At 72.2% G+C, this 19628-nt stretch carries 2 protein-coding genes and 1 pseudogene; all 3 read right to left on the bottom strand.

Annotated elements, in window-relative coordinates:
- Positions 1-91: 91 nt before the first annotated feature.
- Positions 92-1084 (bottom strand): alpha/beta hydrolase, encoded by a 993-nt coding sequence (locus tag ON33_RS03860; RefSeq protein ID WP_040855322.1) that lies wholly within the window; start codon positions 1082-1084, stop codon positions 92-94.
- Between the two features lie 313 nt (positions 1085-1397).
- A pseudogene (locus tag ON33_RS03855) lies at positions 1398-16199 on the bottom strand (amino acid adenylation domain-containing protein); the annotation flags it as partial.
- Positions 16200-16507: 308 nt separating this feature from the next.
- The coding region (locus ON33_RS03850) for a condensation domain-containing protein (protein WP_040855161.1) at positions 16508-19628 on the bottom strand (3121 nt) is incomplete at its 5' end.

Here is a 19628-nt window from a genome sequence, read left to right as displayed (position 1 = left end):
TTCCTACCAACCTGTGACCACAGCCATAACGCGACACGGCCCGGCACCTTCCGGTGCCGGGCCGTGTCGCGATGCGCACGTGGACTTTCGGCTAGATGCCGAGGCCCTGGGCCAGAACCGGCCACGAATTGATGAACTCGTCGTTCCAGTAGCCCCACGAGTGGGTGCCGGTGGCCCGGAAGTTGTAGGTGGCCGGGATGCCCAGCGAGTTCAGCTTGTTCGCCAGGTTGTGGCTGCAGTAGTTGGTGCCGGCCTCGATCACGCCACCAATGATGATCTGGTTAGCCAGGCCGTAGGAGCCGGGCAGCGCGTACGGGCCGTTGAGGGCGTCGTACTGACCGGGCAGACCGCTACCGGAGGAGATGTAGAGGTTGATGCCGCGCAGCTTCTCGGCGTTGAGGACCGGATCGTGCTCGGCCCACTCGGGCGAACTCACGGGACCGTACATGTTCTCGAGCTTGCCCCCACCCCAGGTCTCGACGGTCAGGCGCATGAACTCCTGGCCCTGCGGGTCGGCCATCTGCGCACAGCCGGAGTAGGCGGCGACGGACTTGTACAGGTCCGGCTTGGCCTCGGCGAGGGTGAGCACGGTGGTGCCGGAGGTGGAGATGCCGGCGATGGCGTTGACGCCGTTGGTGCCGAGAGCGGCGTCGATCAGCGGGGGCAGTTCCTCGCTGAAGAAGGTGGTCCACTTGTTGCGGCCGAGGACCGGATCATCGTTGTCCCAGTCCTGGTAGTAGGACCACTTGCCTCCGATGGGCTGGATGACATTGACGTTCTTGTCGCCCAGGAAGCCGTTGACGATGTTCGTCTTCTTGACCCAGGAGGCGTCGTCCTGACCGCCGCCCGCGCCGTTGAGCAGGTACAGGGTCGGGCGCGGCACCGAGGCGTCGGCGGGCCGCTGCACGTCGACCGGGTAGGTGGCGCCCATGGCCGCGGAGTAGACGTAGAGCCGGATGTTCCGGTCGTCCTTCATCTCGGCCTTGGTGATCTTCGAACCGTCCGCCGAGACCGGGTCGGCCAGCAGCTTCTTGCCGTCGATGATCGGGTCAGCGGAGGCCGAGCCGCCACCGACGCCGGTCATGAGACCGGTCAGAACCGCCGTGGCAGCGAGGAAGGCCGCGGCTCGCACCCCGCGCCGCCCGCTCCGGACATGTCGACGAATCAATGTTTCGCACCTTCATCTCGCGTCGAATTCAGCTGGTCGGCGACCCGCGGCCGGGTTATCCGGTTCTCTGGAACCCGATAGGCCATATGGCCTATCCCATCGCCGCGACAGCGCCCAATGTTACGGGTCGATCGCGCGGCGGTCTCGATCGGCCCGCCGCGCGTCGGATATGTGAAGTGTTCCCTGGCCGCTCCGCTGTCCGCCGGTGGCCGGCGGACAGCGGAGGGTGTCAGCGTCCGTGCTCGGCGAGTCCGCCCAGTGCCTGCACCCAGCCCTCGACCAGCTGTTTGACCTGGTCCAGCCCCAGCACCGTGCCGACGAAGTCGAAGCGGGCGATGAGGCCGTCCTGGGTGGTGTCGACGGTGATGTCCAGGTACAGGTCGTCGGCGACCGGTTCCGGGTAGACCCGGGCCGGGCGCAGGTCGCGGTAGCGGAAACCGATGCGGCCCACCGGAAGTGCCGCGATCTCCGCCACCGTTTCCGGGTTCAGGTGCCGCAGCAGCCCGAAACCGACACCCTGCGAAGGCACTTCGCGGGACCGGTCGCGGATCTGCTCGATGACCGCGCCCGCCGCCGGGCCGCCGGCCCGCACCTCGGCGAGGTCGAGGCCGTCCAGCCGCAGCGGGAACGGGTAGGTGGTGCTGAACGCGCCGACCGTGCGCAGTCCGGCCGGATCGCCGGGGGTGCGCCCGTCTGCGATCAGCCGGACCACCGAACCCAGTGTGTCGCGCAGGGTTTCGGCGGCCGGGTCGAGCAGGGTGGCGGCCAGGGCCGCCAGCAGCACGTGGTCGATGCTGGCGCCGTAGCGGCGGGCCACGCCGTCGACGGCCGCCGCGCCCTCGCCGGTGATGGACACCGAGACCCGGCCGCGGGCCCCGGAATCGGCGTCGCCGAGCACGTGCTCCGGCGACAGCCCCTCCGCGACGTCGGCGAGCCGGTCGCGCCACCAGTCCAATTCGTCGACGGTGTCGGCGTCCATGGCGCGGGCGGCCAGCGCGCGGGCGATGCCGAGCGGGTGGGCATCCGCGCTGGGCGGGGTGGCGTGGCCGCCGGACCAGGAGGCGGTGAGGTCCTCGATGACGGTGCGCCAGGAGGCGTCGTCCACGACCAGGCCGTTGGCGACCACGACGAGCACGGCGGCAGGCCGGTCCTCCGGGTCCTCCGCCGGACCGCCCGCGACGTTCTCCACCAGCACGAACCGCATGTTGTACCCCTTCTCGGGGTCCAATTCGGCGGCGGCGGCGTGGATCACGGCCTCGATGGGGTCGCCGACCGCCTCGAGGTTGGGGTCGATCTGCCAGACGACGGCGGCGCCGCGCGGCTGGGCCGACGGAATGTCGAGCGCCACCGCGTCGCCGTTGCGACGCAACCGCGCCCACAGGCCCGGATGCCGGTCCAGCAGCCCGGCGACCGAACGGCGCACCCGGGTGCCGGAGATGCCGGCGGCGATGTCGAGGGTGATGGCCCGGACCCACACGCCGGACGGTTCCACCTCGAGCAGGCTCATGGCGCCCGCGGGCAGCGGCGAAACCTCGCCCACCGCACTGAGTCTCGGGCCCATGACCGGCGTCTCGACGGTCATGCGCTTCGGCTCGGACGGGGTGGCGTGCGCGGACGCGGTGGATTCGGATGCGTTCGGCGCGGTGGTCGCGGGCGCGGTCGGCGCCGCGGGCGCGGTCGTCACCTCGTCCTCCGGCGTGGCGGGGTCGGCCCGGCGCTCCGGCTCCGGGGTCGCGTCCAGCCGGAACGCGATGTCGGGCTCGGGCTCCCGGACCGATTCGGCGTCGGCGGGCTGTTCCGGATCGTGCAGCTTCACCGACCGTTCGAGATCCTCCGGCCGGATCACCGGGAGTACCGCGGTGGTGGCCCAGTCGATCTCGAGCTCCTCGGACTGGCCTGTGGCGGAGGCCGATTCGCTCGGGGCGGACGCCGATTCGCTCGGGGCGCAGGCCTGCTCGGCACCGGTGAACGCGGAGCCGCTGGTGGCGGCCCCGGTGGTGAGCCGGGTCCGCAGGTCCTCGGCGGCGATGACCCGCACGCCCGCCGGGACCGCCGGGGACAGCGCGTCCCGCACCGGCGCGGCGAGGACCAGGTGGGTCACCGATTCGCGGGTGAGCAGTTCGGCGAGTTCGCCGGACGCGTAGTCCCGGTGCTGCGCGACCACCAGGGCCGCGGCGGCGCCGAGCGGCAGCAGCGGTTCCAGCGGCGACAGGCTCGAACCGGCCTCCGCGAGATAGAGCCCCCGCGCGTCGTCGCGCAGGCCGAAGGACAGCGTCCGGGTGGCGATGGCGTGCAGGTCCGCCTGCGTGAGCACCACCTCGCCGGAGCCGTCGGCGGCCTGTTCGATCCAGGACGCGTGGCCGGGCTCGACGGGTGCGCGGCGGTCCGAGTCGGCGACCGGTGCGGCCGAACGGGATTCGACGTCCGCGCCCACGCGCGGGTCGTCGACCACGAGCCAGGCACCGCCATCGCCCAGCGCCGGCAGCGCGGCCACCGCGGAACTGAGGGTCAGGCCGTGCGTGGTCCGGTGGTCGATCACCGCGGTGTCGCCGGTGGCCGGGTCCACCGGCAGCACGGTGGCACCGGATTTGGCGACGGCCCACACCGCGAGGATGAGCGCGACCGAGCGGGGCAGCGCCACGGCCACCCGGGTGCCGGGACCGACGCCCTCGTCGATGAGAACCCGGGCCAGGCGCGAGGATTCGGCGTCGAGCTGAGCGTAGGTGAAGGCCCGGCCGCGGATGATCACGGCCGCGCCGTCCGGATTCGCCTCGACCGCCGCGGTCATGAGTTCGGGCAGGGTCCCGGTCGGCGCGGCGGCGGTGGCGCCGCCGATCGGGGCGGCCGGTTCGGCCGGTGCGGTGTCCGCCTGATCGATGAGGCCGGCCAGCACCGGTCCGATCACGGCGAGGGTCTCGGCCGTGGTCATCATCTGGTGGGTGCCGGGCACCGGGTGCTCGCCCACGGTCCCGCTGACGTAGGGCCGCCAGTCGGCGGACGACTTCGACTGCGGGACACCGGCGCTCAGGAACTCGGCCCGGAACAGTTCGACGCGGCCGTCGAAATGCCGCGGCCGATACTGCGATTCGAGTTCGAGGCTGCGCACCGCGCCGCGGTAGATGCGGCGCAGGCGGTCCAGGGTGAGGACCCCGAGGTCCGGCGGCACCGCGCCGTGCAGCGCGATGAGCGCCTCCTCGCTCAGGTTCAGCAGGTCGCCGTCGGGGAAGGCGTCGGGGCCGACGCCGATGGTGGCGAACTCGTCCAGGATCGAGGTCCGGAAGTCGGACTTGGATTCCGGGTAGGAGTCCAGGATGGCGACCAGGTCGACCTGCTGGCCGGCGGCCTGCAGTTCGGTGGCGATGGCGTAGGCCAGGATGCCGCCGAGCGAGTAGCCGAGCACCCGGTAGGGGCCCTCCGGCTGGATCGCACGCATTTCGGCGGCGTAGCGGCGGGCGACGTCGGCCAGGTCGGCCGGGTCGTAGTCGGCCTCGGTGAGGGCGGGCGACTGCAGGCCGAGCAGCGGCTGGTCCTCGGGGAGGAAGCGCGCCAGACCGGCGTAGCACCACGACATTCCGGACATGGGCGGGGCGCAGAAGAGCGGTGTCCGGGTGCCCGTGGCCCGAATCGGCAGCACGACCTGCAGGCCCGCTTCGGAATTGGAGTCGAAGTCGTGCTCGCCCTCGAGCGCGGCCAGGATCTGCGCGCCGAGTCCGGCCACGGTCGGCGCGGTGAAGAACCACGCGACCCGGACCTCGGCGCCGGTCAGGGTGCGCAGCCGGCTCGCCACCTGGGTGGCCAGCAGCGAGTTGCCGCCGAGGGTGAAGAAGTCGTCGTCCGCGCCGACCCGCTCGAGACCGAGGACGTCGGCGAAGACCTCCGCCACGGTCTGTTCCAGCGCGGTGGCCGGGGCCCGGAAGACGGCCGCCTCGAAGGCGGGGTCGGGCAGCGCGGTGCGGTCCAGCTTGCCGTTGACGTTCAGCGGCAGGGCGTCGAGAACAACGAAGGCGGCGGGGACCATGTATGACGGCAGCGCCGCCGACAGGGCCGACTTCACCAGCGGCACATCGACACCCGAGCCGGACGGCACCAGGTAGGCCACCAGCCGGTCACCGGTCTTGGCGTCGGTCTTGGCCAGCACCGCGGTCTGCGCGATCTCCGGCAGCGCCAGCAGCGCCGCCTCGATCTCGCCGAGCTCGATACGGAAACCACGGATCTTCACCTGGAAGTCGGTACGGCCCCGGTACTCCAGCTCACCGATCGCGTTCCAGGCCACCAGGTCACCGGTCCGGTACATCCGCTCCCCGACAGCGAACGGGTCGGCCACGAAGCGATCCGCGGTCAGGTCCGGACGGCCGAAGTAGCCGCGCGCCAGCTGCGCACCGGCGAGGTACAACTCGCCCGGCACCCCGGCGGGCACCGGACGCAGCCGGGCGTCGAGCACGTAGACGCGGCTGTTCCATTCGGGTGCGCCGATCGGCACCGAGACGCGGTCGGCAGCGGTGACCTCATGGTTGGTGATGGACACCGCGGCCTCGGTCGGGCCGTACAGGTTGAACAGGCCGACCGCCGGGAAGGCGGTGCGGAACCGCTGTGCCAGCGTCCCGGGCAGGGCCTCGCCGATGGCCAGCACGCGCCGCAGCGCGCCCAGTCCGGCGGCCGAATTCGATTCGGCCAGTAGCGCGTCCAGCATGGACGGCACCGTGTGCAGCACGGTCACGGCCGCGCGCGCCATGAGCGCGTTCAGGTACACCGGGTCGCGGTGGCCCTCGGGCTCGGCGATGACCAGGCGGCCGCCCGAGACTGCGGCGGACCAGAATTCCCATACCGACAGGTCGAACGTGGACGCCGTCTTGAGCAGCACCGCGTCATCGACGCCCAGGTCGAATTCGGCCGTCTTCCACAGCAACTGGTTGACGATCGCCGCGTGCGGCACGGCCACGCCCTTGGGGCGGCCGGTCGAGCCGGAGGTGAAGATGACGTAGGCGGTGTTCTCCGGGCGCAGCGGCGCGACCCGCTCGGCGTCGGTGATCGGCCCGGCGGGGACCGAATCCGTTGCCGGCTCGTCCATTCGGACCAGCGGCGCGAGGCCGGTCGTGAAACCGGTCGCGGCGGTGGTGAGGACGCACACCGGCGCGGCCGACTCCAGGATGTGGCCGGTGCGCTCGGCAGGCTGATCCGGATCCACGGGCACGTACGCGCCGCCCGCCGCGGTGACCGCGTACATGGCGACCACCAGGTCGGTCGAGCGCCGCAGGGCCAGCGCCACGCGGGACTCGGGGCCGACGCCCAGCGAGATCAGGCGGCGGGCCAGGCGATTCACGCGCTGCGCGAGTTCGGCGTAGGTCAGTTCGCCCTCGCCGTCGGCGACCAGGGCGGTCCGTCCGGCGTGCTCGCGCGCGGTCCGGTCGAGCAGGGACGCCAGCGTGGCGCGGGTGTCGACCTCGTGCCGGGTGTCGTTCCAGCCCTGCAGGATTCGCGCCCGCTCGTCGGCCGCGAGCAGTTCCACCTCGCCCACCGGGGTGGCGGGCGCGGCGGCGACGCTGCTCAGCAGTCGCACGAAGCGTTCGACGAACCCTTCGACGGTGCCCTGGTCGAACAGGGCCGTCGCGTAGGTGAAGTGTCCGAGAATCCCTGCGGGCTCGCCGGTTTCGCTGTAGCGGTCGGCGGCGATGAGGTGCAGGTCGAACTGCGACAGCTCGGTGTCGATGTCGAGGCCCGCGACGGTCAGCTCCGGCAGTTCCAGCCCGGCCTGGCTGTGGTTCTGGAACGACAGGCCCACCTGGAACAGCGGGTGGCGGGCCGTGGAGCGCACCGGGTTGAGCACCTCGACCAGGCGCTCGAACGGCACGTCGGCGTGCGCGAAGGCGGCGAGATCGGTCTCGCGCTGCCGGGCGAGCAGGTCGGTGAAGCTCGCGCCCGCGTCCACCCGGGTGCGGAAGACCAGGGTGTTGACGAACATGCCGATGAGGTCGTCCAGCTCGGCCTCGCCGCGGCCCGCGATCGGGGTGCCGATGGCGATGTCGTCGGTGCCGGAGAGGCGGGCCAGCAGCACGGCCAGCGCGGTGTGCACGACCATGAACAGGGTCGCGCCCTCGGCGCGGGCCAGGTCCACCAGCGCGCGGTGGGCGGCGGCGTCGATGTTCAGCTCGACCTTGCCGCCGTGGAAGGACTGCACGGCCGGTCGCGGCCGGTCCGACGGCAGGTCCAGCTGGTCGGGCAGGCCGGCCAGCGCCTGCTGCCAGTACCCGATCTGGGCGGCGGCCACCGATTCCGGATCGTGCTCGTCGCCGAGCAGTTCGCGCTGCCAGATGGCGTAGTCGGCGTACTGGACCGGCAGCGGCTGCCAGGCCGGTTCCAGAGCCAGGGACCGGGCGGCGTAGGCCACCATGAGGTCCCGGGTCAGCGGCGTCACTGAGGAGCCGTCGCCGGAGATGTGGTGGATCACCAGGGCCAGCACGTATTCGCCTGGGGCGTCGGTGATCTCGAACAGGGCGATGCGCAGCGGCACCTCGGTGGTGACGTCGAACAGGTGCGACGCCACCTCGAGCACCGCTTTCGCGACCTGCTCGGAGGTGACGGCGCGGACCTCGAGTTCGGGCGTCGCCTGGGTGACGGGGAGCACGACCTGCACCGGACCGTCTTCGGTCTCGGGGTAGATGGTGCGCAGGATCTCGTGGCGGGCAACCACATCCGAGACCGCCGCGCGCAGGGCGTCCACGTCCAGGGCGCCGGTGAGCCGGACCGCGGCGGGAATGTTGTAGGCGGCCGACTCGGTGTCGAAGCGGTTGAGGAACCACATGCGCTGCTGCGCCGGGGACAGCGGAATGCGCTCCGGGCGCGGACCGGCCACCAGGGCGCGGCGGCCGGTGCCGGTGGCCGATTCGAGGGCGGCGGCCAGCGCCGCCACCGACGGCGCGTCGAAGAGGATCCGCACCGGGACGCGGGTGTCGAGGGCCGCGCCGAGGCGGGCGACCACCTGGGTGGCGACCAGCGAGTTGCCGCCGAGCGCGAAGAAGTCGTCGTCGCGACCGACCGGGTGGCCGAGGCCGAGGGTCTCGGCGAAGACGGTGGCGACGGTCTGCTCGACCGGGGACACCGGCGCACGGAACTCGCGCGCCTCGAATTCCGGTGCGGGCAGCGCCTTCCGGTCCAGCTTGCCGTTGGCGTTGACCGGCATGGCGTCCAGCACCACCAGGGCGGCGGGCACCATGTAGGACGGCAGCCTGGCCGCCAGATGAGCCTTGAGCGCGGCGGTGTCTATTTGGCCTTCGCTTCGCTCCCTCTCTGGAACCACGTAGCCCACGAGCTGGTCGCCGCGGTCCGAGTCGGACCGCATCACCACGACGGCCTGGTCCACGGCGGCGTGCGAGGTGAGCGCGGCCTCGATCTCGCCGAGCTCGATGCGCAGGCCGCGCAGCTTCACCTGGAAGTCGGTGCGGCCCAGGTAGACCAGCTTGCCGTCGGCGTTCCACCGCACCAGGTCGCCGGTGCGATACATGCGCTCGCCGCGACGGAAGGGGCTGGCCACGAAGCGATCCGCGGTCAGGTCGGGGCGGCCGACATAGCCGCGGGCCAGCTGAGCGCCCGCCAGGTACAGCTCGCCCACCAGGCCGGGGGCGACCGGGTGCAGGCGGGAATCCAGCACGTAGGCACGGGAGTTCCAGACCGGGCCGCCGATCGGCACGGCGCCGGAGACGTCGGCGGCGACCGGCGCGTAGGTGGCGTGCACGGTGAATTCGGTGGGGCCGTACAGGTTGTGCAGTGCGGCCGGGCTGATCGCGCGGAAGGCGTCGACGGCGTCGGAGGTGAACGCCTCACCCGCCACCAGCAGCGCCCGCAGCGAGCCCAGCAGCGTGGGATCGGCGGCCGCCGAGAAGGCGCGCAGCATGGACGGCACGAACGAGGTGAGGGTGACCCGTTCGGCGGCTATGACATCGGCCAGATACAGGGGGTCGCGGTGCCCGTCGGGCGTGGCGACGACCATGCGGCCGCCGGTGGCCAAGGGGCCGAACAGTTCCCACACCGACACGTCGAAGGTGGCCGGGGTCTTGAACAGCACGATGTCGTCGCCGTCGAGCCCGTACTCGGCGGTGATCCAGCGGATCTGGTTCACGGCCGCCGCGTGCGGCACCGCCACGCCCTTGGGGCGGCCGGTCGAGCCCGAGGTGAAGATGACGTAGGCGGTGTTCTCCGGGCGCAGCGGCGCCCGGCGTTCCACGTCGATGACCGGGTGGTCGGCGTATCCGGCGAGGATCGCGGTGTCGACCTCGAGCACCGGGTGCGCGCCCGCGTCGAAGGCGTCGCGGGAGGTGGTGAGCACGCGGACGGGGTTCGCGGTGTCCAGCACGTGCGCGATGCGCTCGGCGGGCTGGTCCGGGTCCAGCGGCACGTACGCGCCACCGGCGGCCAGCACGGCGTAGACCGCGGTCACGAAGTCCAGCGAACGCCGGATGTGCAGGGCCACCAGGGATTCCGGTCCGACGCCCTCGGCGATGAGGCGCCGGGCCAGGCGGTGGACGCGGGCCGAGAACTCGGCGTAGGTGAGCCGCTCGCCATCCTGGACCAGGGCGACCTCGCCGGGGGTGCGCAGCGCCTGGGTCTCGAACAGCGACACCAGGGTCGTGGTGGCGGCGCGGGGCTGCCCGGCGGCGATGTCGACGGTGGTGGCGTTCCAGTCCGCCAGCACCCGCTGCCGTTCGTCGACGGCCAGCAGGTCGAAGTCGCCGACGGCCCGCTCCGGATGGGTGGCCACCGCGACCAGGGTGCGGCGCAGGCGCTCGGCCAGGCGGTCCAGGGACTCCGGGTCGAACAGGTCGGTGGCGTAGGTGAACGCCGCCGAGATGCCCTGTGCCACACCGTCGGCGGTGGTGCGCTCCACCAGGGTCAGGTCCAGGTCGAACTTGGCGACCGGCACGGTCAGGTCGACGTCGGAGACGGTGACGCCGGGCAGTTCGAATACGGCCGGGGTCATGTTCTGCACGGTCAGCGACACCTGGAACAGCGGGTGCCGGGCCTGCGAGCGCGGCGGATCCAGCAGTTCCACAATGCGTTCGAACGGCGCGTCGGCGTGCTCGAAGGCGGCCAGGTCGGTCTGCCGCACGGCGGCGAGCAGTTCGGCGAAGCTGTTGTTCGGGTCCACCCGGGTGCGCAGCACCAGGGTGTTGACGAACATGCCGATCAGGTTGTCCAGGTCGGCCTCGCCGCGGCCCGCGATGGGCGCGCCGATGGCGATGTCGCGGGTGCCGGTGACGCGCGCCAGCAGTACCGCGAAGGCGGTGTGCAGCACCATGAACAGCGTCGTATTGTGCTGCTGCGCAACCCGGTTCAGGGCGCCGTGCACATGCGGGTCGATATCGAAGGCGTGCACCGCGCCGCGCCCGGAGGCCACCGCCGGCCGGGGCCGGTCGGTCGGCAGCTCCAGCTGATCGGGCAGGCCGGCCAGGGCGGAGCGCCAGTAGTCGAACTGGCGGGCCAGCAGCGAGCCGGAATCGTGCTCGTCGCCGAGGCTTTCGCGCTGCCACAGCGCGTAGTCGGCGTACTGCACGGGCAGCGGGGCCCACGACGGTTCCTGCCCCTGCATGCGGCCGAAGTAGGCGGTCATCAGGTCGCGGGTGAGCGGGCCGCCGGAGAAGCCGTCACCGGCGATGTGGTGGACCACGCAGACCAGCACGTGGTCCTCGGCGTCCAGACGCAGCAGCCGCAGCCGCAGCGGCGGGGCGGTGGTCACGTCGAAGGGCGCGAAGGCGATCTCCGAGACCACCTGTGCCACTTCGGCTTCGGTGACCGGGACGACCGGCAGCGACGGCATGGCGTCGGGCGCGTGGACGTCCAGGATCAACTGGTGGCCGACGCCCTCGTGCTCGGGATAGTAGGTGCGCAGCACCTCGTGCCGGGCGACCAGGTCGGCCACGGCGGCGCGCAGCGCGGGCACGTCCAGCGGGCCGGTGACGCGCAGTGCGATGGGCAGGTTGTAGGTGGCGGCCTCGGTGTCGAGGCGGTTGAGGAACCACATGCGCTGCTGCGCGTAGGACAGCGGCACCAGCTCCGGCCGCGGCATCGGCCGCAGCGGTGCGACGGCCGTATCATCCAGCGCGCCCAGCGAATTCGCGAGTTCGGCGACGGTGGGCGCCTCGAACAGGGCACGCACCGGCACCCGGCCGCCGACCGCGGCGCCCAGCCGCGCGACCACCCGGGTGGCGTTGAGCGAGTTGCCGCCCAGCTCGAAGAAGTCGTCGTCCGCGCCCACCCGGTCCAGGTGCAGCACGGCCGCGAAGACCTCGGCCACCGTGCGCTCGGCGGCGGTGGCGGGCTCGCGGTACTCGCGAGCCTGGAACTGCGGCACCGGCAGCGCCTTGCGGTCCAGCTTGCCGGAGGCGTTGAGCGGCATGGCGTCCAGCCGCACCACGGCCGAGGGCACCATGTAGGACGGCACGGATTCGCGGGTGTGCGAGAGCAGTTCGGCGTCGGTGACCTGCGCGCTGTCCTCGAGCACCAGGTAGGCGACAAGACGGTCGCCGCCGGCGCCGCGGACCAGGGAGACGGCGGCGCGGTGCACGGCCGCGTGGCCGAGCAGGACGGTCTCGATCTCACCCAACTCGATGCGCTGACCGCGCAACTTCACCTGGAAGTCGCTGCGGCCCAGGTATTCCAGGGCGTGCGAGACGCCGTCATGGATCCAGCGGACGACGTCGCCGGTGCGGTAGAGCCGCTGCCCGGCCTCGTGGGCGACGAAGCGCTCGGCGGTCAGCGCGGGCGCGCCGAGGTAGCCGCGCGCCAATTGCACACCGGCGACATAGAGTTCGCCGGCCGCGCCGAACGGCACCGGCCGCAGCTGCCGGTCCAGCACCAGCACACGGGTATTGGCGACGGGGCTGCCGATCGGCACCGCGCCGCCGTGGGCGCGCTCGGCCGGGTGGGCGGTGACCACGGTGGCCTCGGCCGGGCCGTACCAGTTCACCAGTTCGGTATCCGGCAGCGCGGCGGTGAATTTCGCGGCGCTCTCCGCCGTGAGCGCCTCACCGGCGGCGAACACCCAGCGCAGCGAGGGGTGCCGCCGGGCCGCGCCGTCGAGGTAGGCGTCGAGCATGGACGGCACGAAATGCACGGAGGTGACGGCGTATTCGTCGATCATCCGCGCGATGTAGGCCGGGTCACGGTGCCCGTCGGGCTCGGCCACCACCACGGCCGCGCCGGTCTGCAGCGGCCAGAACAGCTCCCAGGTGGAGATGTCGAAGGTGATGGGCGTCTTGTGCAGCACCACGTCGCCCGCGCGATGCGGGTAGGTGCGCTGGGCCCAGCGGAACTGGTTGGCCATCTGCCGGTGCGTGATGACCACGCCCTTGGGGCGGCCGGTGGAGCCGGAGGTGTAGATGACGTACGCGGCGTTGTCCGGGCGCACGCCCGCGGGGGCTACCTCCACGAACGGGTCCGCGCCCGCGAGGGCGTCCACGAAGAACAGCGGTACGCCGGAGGCGGTTTCGAAGTCGTCGGCGGCGCGGGTGAGCACGCACACCGGCGCGGAGCCCGCGAGCACGTACTCGTTGCGCTCGGCCGGGTGGTCGGGATCCACCGGCACGTACGCGCCGCCGGAGCGCAGCACCGCGTAGATGGCGACCACCAGGTCGATGCCGCGCCGCATGGCCACGGCCACCCGGGATTCCGCGCCCACGCCGCGCAGGGTGAGTTCCTGCGCGAGGCGGCGGGAGCGGGCGTCGAGCTCGGCGTAGGTCAGGGTGGTGCGGCCGAAGTGGACGGCCGGGGCGTCCGGGGTCCGCGCCACCTGGGCGTCGAACAGGGTGAGCAGCGTCGAATCGTCCAGCAGCTCCGGCACGTCGGTGGCGTTGACGGCCGCCAGTTCGCGGCGTTCGCCGTCGAGCAGCGCGTCCACCGCGGACACCCGCGCCCGCGGATCGGCGGCGATGCGGGACAGCAGCGCCGAAAGCCGTTGCGCGATGGCCTGTGCCGCGTCCTCCGTGAAGAGGTCGCGCAGGTACTTCACGCCGAAGCCGAGACCCTTGCCACGCGGCTGCACCATGACGGTGAGCGGGTAGTGGGTGCCGTTGGTCGCGGACGCGCCGAGGATGCCGGCGCCATCGATGGGCGCGGCGGCGTCGTCGAGGGATTCCTCGTCCACCGGGAAGGAGGCGAACACCACGAGGGAGTCGAAAAGCCCGTCGACTCCGGCGATCTCCTGGATCTCGCCCAGCCCGACGTGGTGGTGGTCGAGCAGCGCGGCCTGCTCGTGCTGCAGGTCCCGCAGCACCTCGGTGAGCGTGCTGCCGGGATGCAGCCGCACCCGCACCGGGATGGCGTTGAGGAACAGGCCGATCATGGTCTCGATGCCCGCCAGCTGCGGCGGACGACCGGACACGGTGGCGCCGAAGACCACGTCGTCACGGTCGGTGCTGCGGCCGATGAGCAGACCCCACGCCGCCTGCACGACGGTATTGAGGGTGACACCCGCCTCGTGCGCGATCTTGGTCAGCGCGGCGGTGTCGTCCTCGGACAGCTGGAAGGTGACTTCGCCGATGCCGGAGGTGATCTCGCGCGAGGGGTCGACGGCGGCGAGCGGTGTCGGCTCGGTGAAACCGTCGAGGGTCTCGCGCCACGCCTCGCGGGCCGCGCCGTGGTCGCGGGCGGCCAGCCAGGCCAGGTAGTCGCGGTAGGGCCGCACCGCCGGAATGTGCGCGGCGTCGCCGCCGGCCGCGTACAGCAGCAGCATGTCCTGGATGAGCAACGGCATGGACCAGCCGTCGATGAGGATGTGGTGGCTGGTGACACACACCCGGTAGCGGTCGGCGGCGGTGCGGTAGAGCGCCACCCGCAGCAGCGGCCCGGCGCCCATGTCGAAGTGGCGGGCCACCTCGAAGGCCATCAGGCGGTCGACCTCGGCCAGCGCCTCGGCGGGCACCCGATCACTGAGATCCAGGTACTGCCAGGGCAGTTCGACGTCGTCGAGGACGACCTGCAGCGGCGTGCCGGCGCTGTCCTCGGCGAAGACCACCCGCAGGTTGACGTGCCGGTCCAGCATCGCGCGGGCGGCGGCGTGCACACGCGGCACGTCGATCTCACCGGCCAGATCGAGGGCGAACTGCACCATGTAGGCGTCGACGGAGGATTCGGCCAGCCGCGCGTGGAACAGCATGCCGGTCTGCAGCGGGGTGAGCGGCCACACCTCCGACAGGTTCGGGTAGCGCTCGCGCAGCCGCGCCTCGTCCTCGGCGGACAACTCGACCAGCGGCCCGGTCGCGAGTTCCTCGGTGGCGGAGGCATTGTCGACCGGCACCGCGACCTCGGCCAGCGCGGCCACGGTGCGGGCGGCGAACATCTCCTTGGGCTTGAAGCCCAGCCCCCGGGCGCGCGCCCGGGACACGATCTGGATGGCGGTGATGGAATCCACGCCGAGCGTGAAGAAGTCGTCGTCGAGGCCGACCCGATCCAGGCGCAGCACCTCGGCGATGACCTCGGCCACCGCCCGCTGGGCCGCGGTCTCGGGCGCGCGGTACTCGGTGACCTCGAGTTCCGGCTCGGGCAGCGCGCGGCGATCCAGCTTGCCCGCGGGCGTCAGCGGAATGGCGTCGAGCTCGATGATGGTGGCGGGCACCATGTGCGCGGGCAGGGTCCGCTCGGCCAGCTCCGACAGCACCGCGGTGTCCACCGAGAAGCCCGGGGCCGCATGCACATACGAGACCAGCGCGGTGGCGCGGCCGTTCACCTCATGGCCGACGGTGACCGCGAAGTCGACCGACTCGTGCCCGGCGAGCACCGCGTCGATCTCGCCCAGCTCGATGCGCAGGCCGCGGATCTTCACCTGGAAGTCGTTGCGGCCCACATACTCCAGCTCACCGGCGGCATTGGCGCGCACCAGGTCACCGGTGCGGTACAGCCGCGCGCCCGCGGCCCCGTCGAACGGGTTCGCGACGAAGCGGGCCGCGGTCAGTTCGGGCCGGGCATGATACCCGCGCGCCAGCAGCGCACCGGCGATGTACAGCTCGCCCGGGGCGCCGACCGGCACCGGCCGCAGCCATTCGTCCAGCACGTACGCGCCGGCGCCGCGGATGGGGGCGCCGATGGTGACCGGCCGGTCCGGGGACAGCGGGTCGGAGATATTGGTGGCGATGGTCGCCTCGGTCGGGCCGTAGGCGTTGTGGAAGCGGCGGCGACCGGACGCGTCGCCGGACCAGCGACGCACCAGCTCGGCCGAAATGGCCTCGCCGCCACCGGCAATGGCCTCCATGGTGGTGAGCTGATCCGGATCCAGCGAGGCCAGCACCGACGGCGTGATCAGGCCGTGGGTCACCCGCTCCCGGGCGATCAGTCGGCCCAGTTCGTCGCCGCCGTACACCTCGGGCACCGCGACCACCATGGTCGCGGCCGCGCCGATGGCCATCAGCAGTTCCATGATCGAGGCGTCGAAGGAGGGGGTGGCGACCTGCAGCACCCGCGACTCCGGGCCGATGCCGAAGCGCTCGCGCATCTCCGCGGTCAGCGCGGCCAGGCCGGTGTGGGTGACGACCACGCCCTTGGGCAGGCCGGTCGATCCCGAGGTGTAGATGGCGTAGGCCGGATGCTCGGCCCGCAGCGGGCGCGCCCGGTCGGCATTGGTGACCGGTTCGGCCGGATACCCCTGCGCGGCGGCCGCGATCTCCTCGGTGTCCAGCTCCAGCCACGGCAGCGTGGTCGGCAGGACCTCACGGGTGTCGGCCACGGTCAGGCCCAGCACGGCCCGCGAGTCCGAGATCATGTGCTGCACGCGATCGGCGGGATAGTTGGGGTCGACGGGGACGAAGCCCGCACCGGTCTTGGCGACCGCCCACACCGCCACCACCGACTCCAGCGAGCGGCGGATGCCGACCGCCACCAGATCCTCCGGGCCGATGCCGCGGGTGATGAGCAGGCGGGCCAGCCGGTTCGACCGCTCGTCGAGTTCGGCGTAGCTCAGGCCGACCAGGGTGGCGTCGGCATCGGCGACCGTGACGGCGAGGCCCCCCGGATTGGCCTCCACCGCGGTCGCCAGCAGCTGCGGCAGTGTCGGAATATGGGGTCCACGGCGGGTCCGGGTGGGACGTACGCGAGCCGTGCGGGTCATGCCGCCACCGCCACGAACTCGATCTTCCGGTCGCCGACCACCCGAATCATGCAGCCTGTCCTCATCCTGTCCGTCATTGCCCATACCGCCGCGTGCACCGACATTGTTCATCGGGTTCACGCAGGCCGCGTTACTCGACCCCGCTGGTGGCAGGGCTGTCGGCCCCCGCGGAGGGACCGGTCACGCGCGCTTCCCCAAGGAGTATTCAGTCCTGCGGGCGGGAGGGCCACTCCGGGCCGCTCACCAGGGGCTCAGCGGGGGCCGGCGGCCCCCGGGACGGCGACGACGGTGAGACCCGACCACCGGGCGGGGACGGGCAGGCCGTCCACCACGAGGGCGGTGAGATCGTCCAGTTCCGCCGGGTCGGCCCCGTCCAGCCGGGCGCGGTCGGCGAACAGGTGGGTGACCCATTCGTCGGCGAGCGTCTCGGTGAGATCGGCGCCGGCCTCCGCCAGGACCATCGACGCCCCGACGCCGCCCGCGGCGATCGGTTCGAGGAGGGTGAACGGGTGATCCGCCGATCCGGACCAGTAGGTGCGTGATTCGAAGGTCAGCTCGGAACCGGCGCGCACCCGATCCACCATGGCCGCGACCTCGTCATAGCTCAGCGAGGCCCGTCCCGGTGCCGCGAAGGCGGTGTCGTCGCCACGCAGCGCGCGAATGCGGTGCGCGTAGGTGACCGGCCGGGCCGATTCGGTGGCGACCTCGGCGGCCACCCCCGGATCGTCCAGCGCGAGCCAGTCGATGCCGGGCACGGCGACCGGTTTCCCGGCGGTCAGGCCCACCTTCACATCCAGGCCGCTGGGCGGCAGCCGGTCCAGACCGGCCAGCGGCACCACCGCCGCACCGGTCTTGAGCACGGCCCAGGTGGCCACCGCCAGATCGGCTCCCCGATCCAGCCGCATGGCGACACCGGTACCGGGCCCGCAGCCACGGCTGATCAGGAACCGGGCCAGCCGCGACGAGCGGGCGTCGAGATCGCCGTAGGACACCACCTCCTCGCCCCAGACCAGGGCCGGACCGTCAGGGTCGTCCTCGACCGAGGCCGAGAGCGACTGCGGCAGGGCGGTGCCGTGCGCGGTGCCGGTGGTCACCGCCGGTGCGGGTGCGGGCAGCGCGCGGACGCCGGCGCGCTCGGCCGGACTCGGAATGTCGAGGTCGCCCACCGCCATATGCGAGTCACCGGCGACCGCGGCCAGGATGCGCACCAGGCGGGCGCCGAGGGCCTCGATCGTGGATTCGTCGAACAGCTCGGTGGCATAGGAGAACACGACGATGAGGTCACCGGGCGTGCCGTCCGCGGCGTTCGGCGCGGACTCGACGCCGATCTGCAGATCGAACTTGGCGGCTTCGAGCGCCGCGTCCACACCGGAGACCGACAGGCCGGGCAGTTCCAGCTCCGCTACCTCGTTGTGCTGCAACGCCAGTACCACCTGCAGCAGCGGATCGGCCTGGCCGCGGCCGGGCGCGGCCGCCTCCACCACGCGCTCGAACGGGACGTCCGCGTGGGCGAAGGCCGACAGATCGGTTTCCCGGGCGGCGGCCACCAGATCGTCGAAGGACGCGGCGGGATCGACCGTCGTGCGCAGGGTGAGGGTATTGACGAACATGCCGACCAGGCCGTCGAGCACCTGCTCGCCGCGGCCCGCGATCGGCGTGCCGACGACGACGTCCGGGCTGCCCGACAGTCGCGCCAGCAGGACCGCGACGGCCGCGTGCATCACCATGAACAGCGACGCATTATGGCGGCGCGCAATGCGATTCAGCTCGGCGTGCACCTCGGCGGGCACCACGTAGTCGACCAGCGCGCCCGCCATGGACGGCACCGGCGGGCGCGGCCGGTCCAGCGGCAGCAGCGGCCGCGTGGGCAGGCCGGCGAGCTGGTCCCGCCAGTAGTCCAATTGTGCTGCGGCGACGGAGTTCTCGTCGGTGTCCGAGCCGATCACCGCGTGCTGCCACAGCGCGAAGTCCGCGTACTGCACGGGCAGCGGCGCCCAGCCGGGCGTCTCCCCCGCCGCGCGCGCGGTGTAGGCGATCATGAGATCGCGGGCCAGCGGCGCGAAGGAAGCGCCGTCGGCGGCGATGTGATGGGCGACCAGGATCAGCAGGTAGTCGTCGGGCGCGTCCCCGGTGAGTAGTCGCATGCGCACCGGAACCTGGTGCGCGACATCGAATCCGGCGTAGATGAGCTCCTGCACCCGCGCGCCGATGTCGCGGGCGCGCTCCATCTCGAGACCGCCGGCGAGGGCCTCGGCGACCGAGAGCACCTCCTGGTACGGCGCGCCGCCGGGAACCGATTCCGGGTAGCGGGTGCGCAGCACCTCGTGCCGGGTCAGGACGTCCTCGGCGGCCCGGGCCAGCGCCGCCGTGTCGAGGGTGCCGGTGAGGCGGATGACCATGGGGATGTTGTAGGCCGGGGAGTCCGGATCCAGCTGGTTGAGCACCCACATGCGCTGCTGGGCCAGCGACAACGGCACCCGCGCCGGCCGCTCCCCCGCCACCAGCGGCGGGCGGGCGCCACCAGCGGCGCCCGGCACGATCCGGGCGGCCAGCCCGGAAACCGTTGCGGTCTCGAAGAGTTCGCGCACCGAGACGGTGGCCTCGAGGGCCTCGTTGATCCGGGAGACCGCGCGGGTGGCGATCAGCGAATTGCCGCCGAGTTCGAAGAAGTCGTCGTCCGCGCCGACCCGGTCCGCGCCGAGCAGATCCGTGAAGACGCCCGCCACGATCTCCTCGATCGGGGTCGACGGCGCGCGGAAACGCCGGGGCTCGAAGACCGGGGCGGGCAGGGCCCGGCGGTCCAGCTTGCCGGAGGCATTGAGCGGGAAGGCGTCCATCACCGCGATCGACGAGGGCACCATGTAGGCCGGGAGCAGTTGCGCCAGCGCAACTTTCACCTGGGTAGGGTCGACCTGCGCGGCGGGGTCGCGGGTCACATAGCCGACCAGCTGGTCACCGCCCTGCGCGTCGGCGCGCACCACCACGACCGACTGGGTCACGCCCGGCTGCGCCAGCAGCGCGGCCTCGATCTCGCCCAGTTCGATGCGCAGACCGCGCAGCTTCACCTGGAAGTCGGTGCGGCCCAGATATTCCAGTTCACCGTCGGCCCGCCACTTCACGAGGTCGCCGGTGCGGTACATGCGCGCACCGTGCCCGAACGGGTTGGCGACGAACCGGTCGGCGGTCAGGTCCGGGCGGGCCACATAGCCGATGGCCAGCTGGTCACCGGCGAGATACAGCTCGCCCGCGACGCCGGGCGCGACCGGTCGCAGGCGTGAATCCAGCACGTACAGCGCGGTATTGAAGACCGGCCGCCCGATCGGGACCGACACCGTGTCGGCGTCGGTCACCTCGTGATAGGTGACGTCGACC

Origin of the sequence: Nocardia niigatensis NBRC 100131, from assembly GCF_000308655.1 — a bacterium.
In the GTDB taxonomy this organism is placed as follows: domain Bacteria; phylum Actinomycetota; class Actinomycetes; order Mycobacteriales; family Mycobacteriaceae; genus Nocardia; species Nocardia niigatensis.
This window is presented reverse-complemented; position numbering and strand designations above follow the sequence as displayed.

Coding starts and splice junctions, on each gene's coding strand:
- ON33_RS03860 (WP_040855322.1), bottom strand. CDS start 1,084: ATGACCGGCGTCGGTGGCGGCTCGGCCTCCGCTGACCCGATCATCGAC.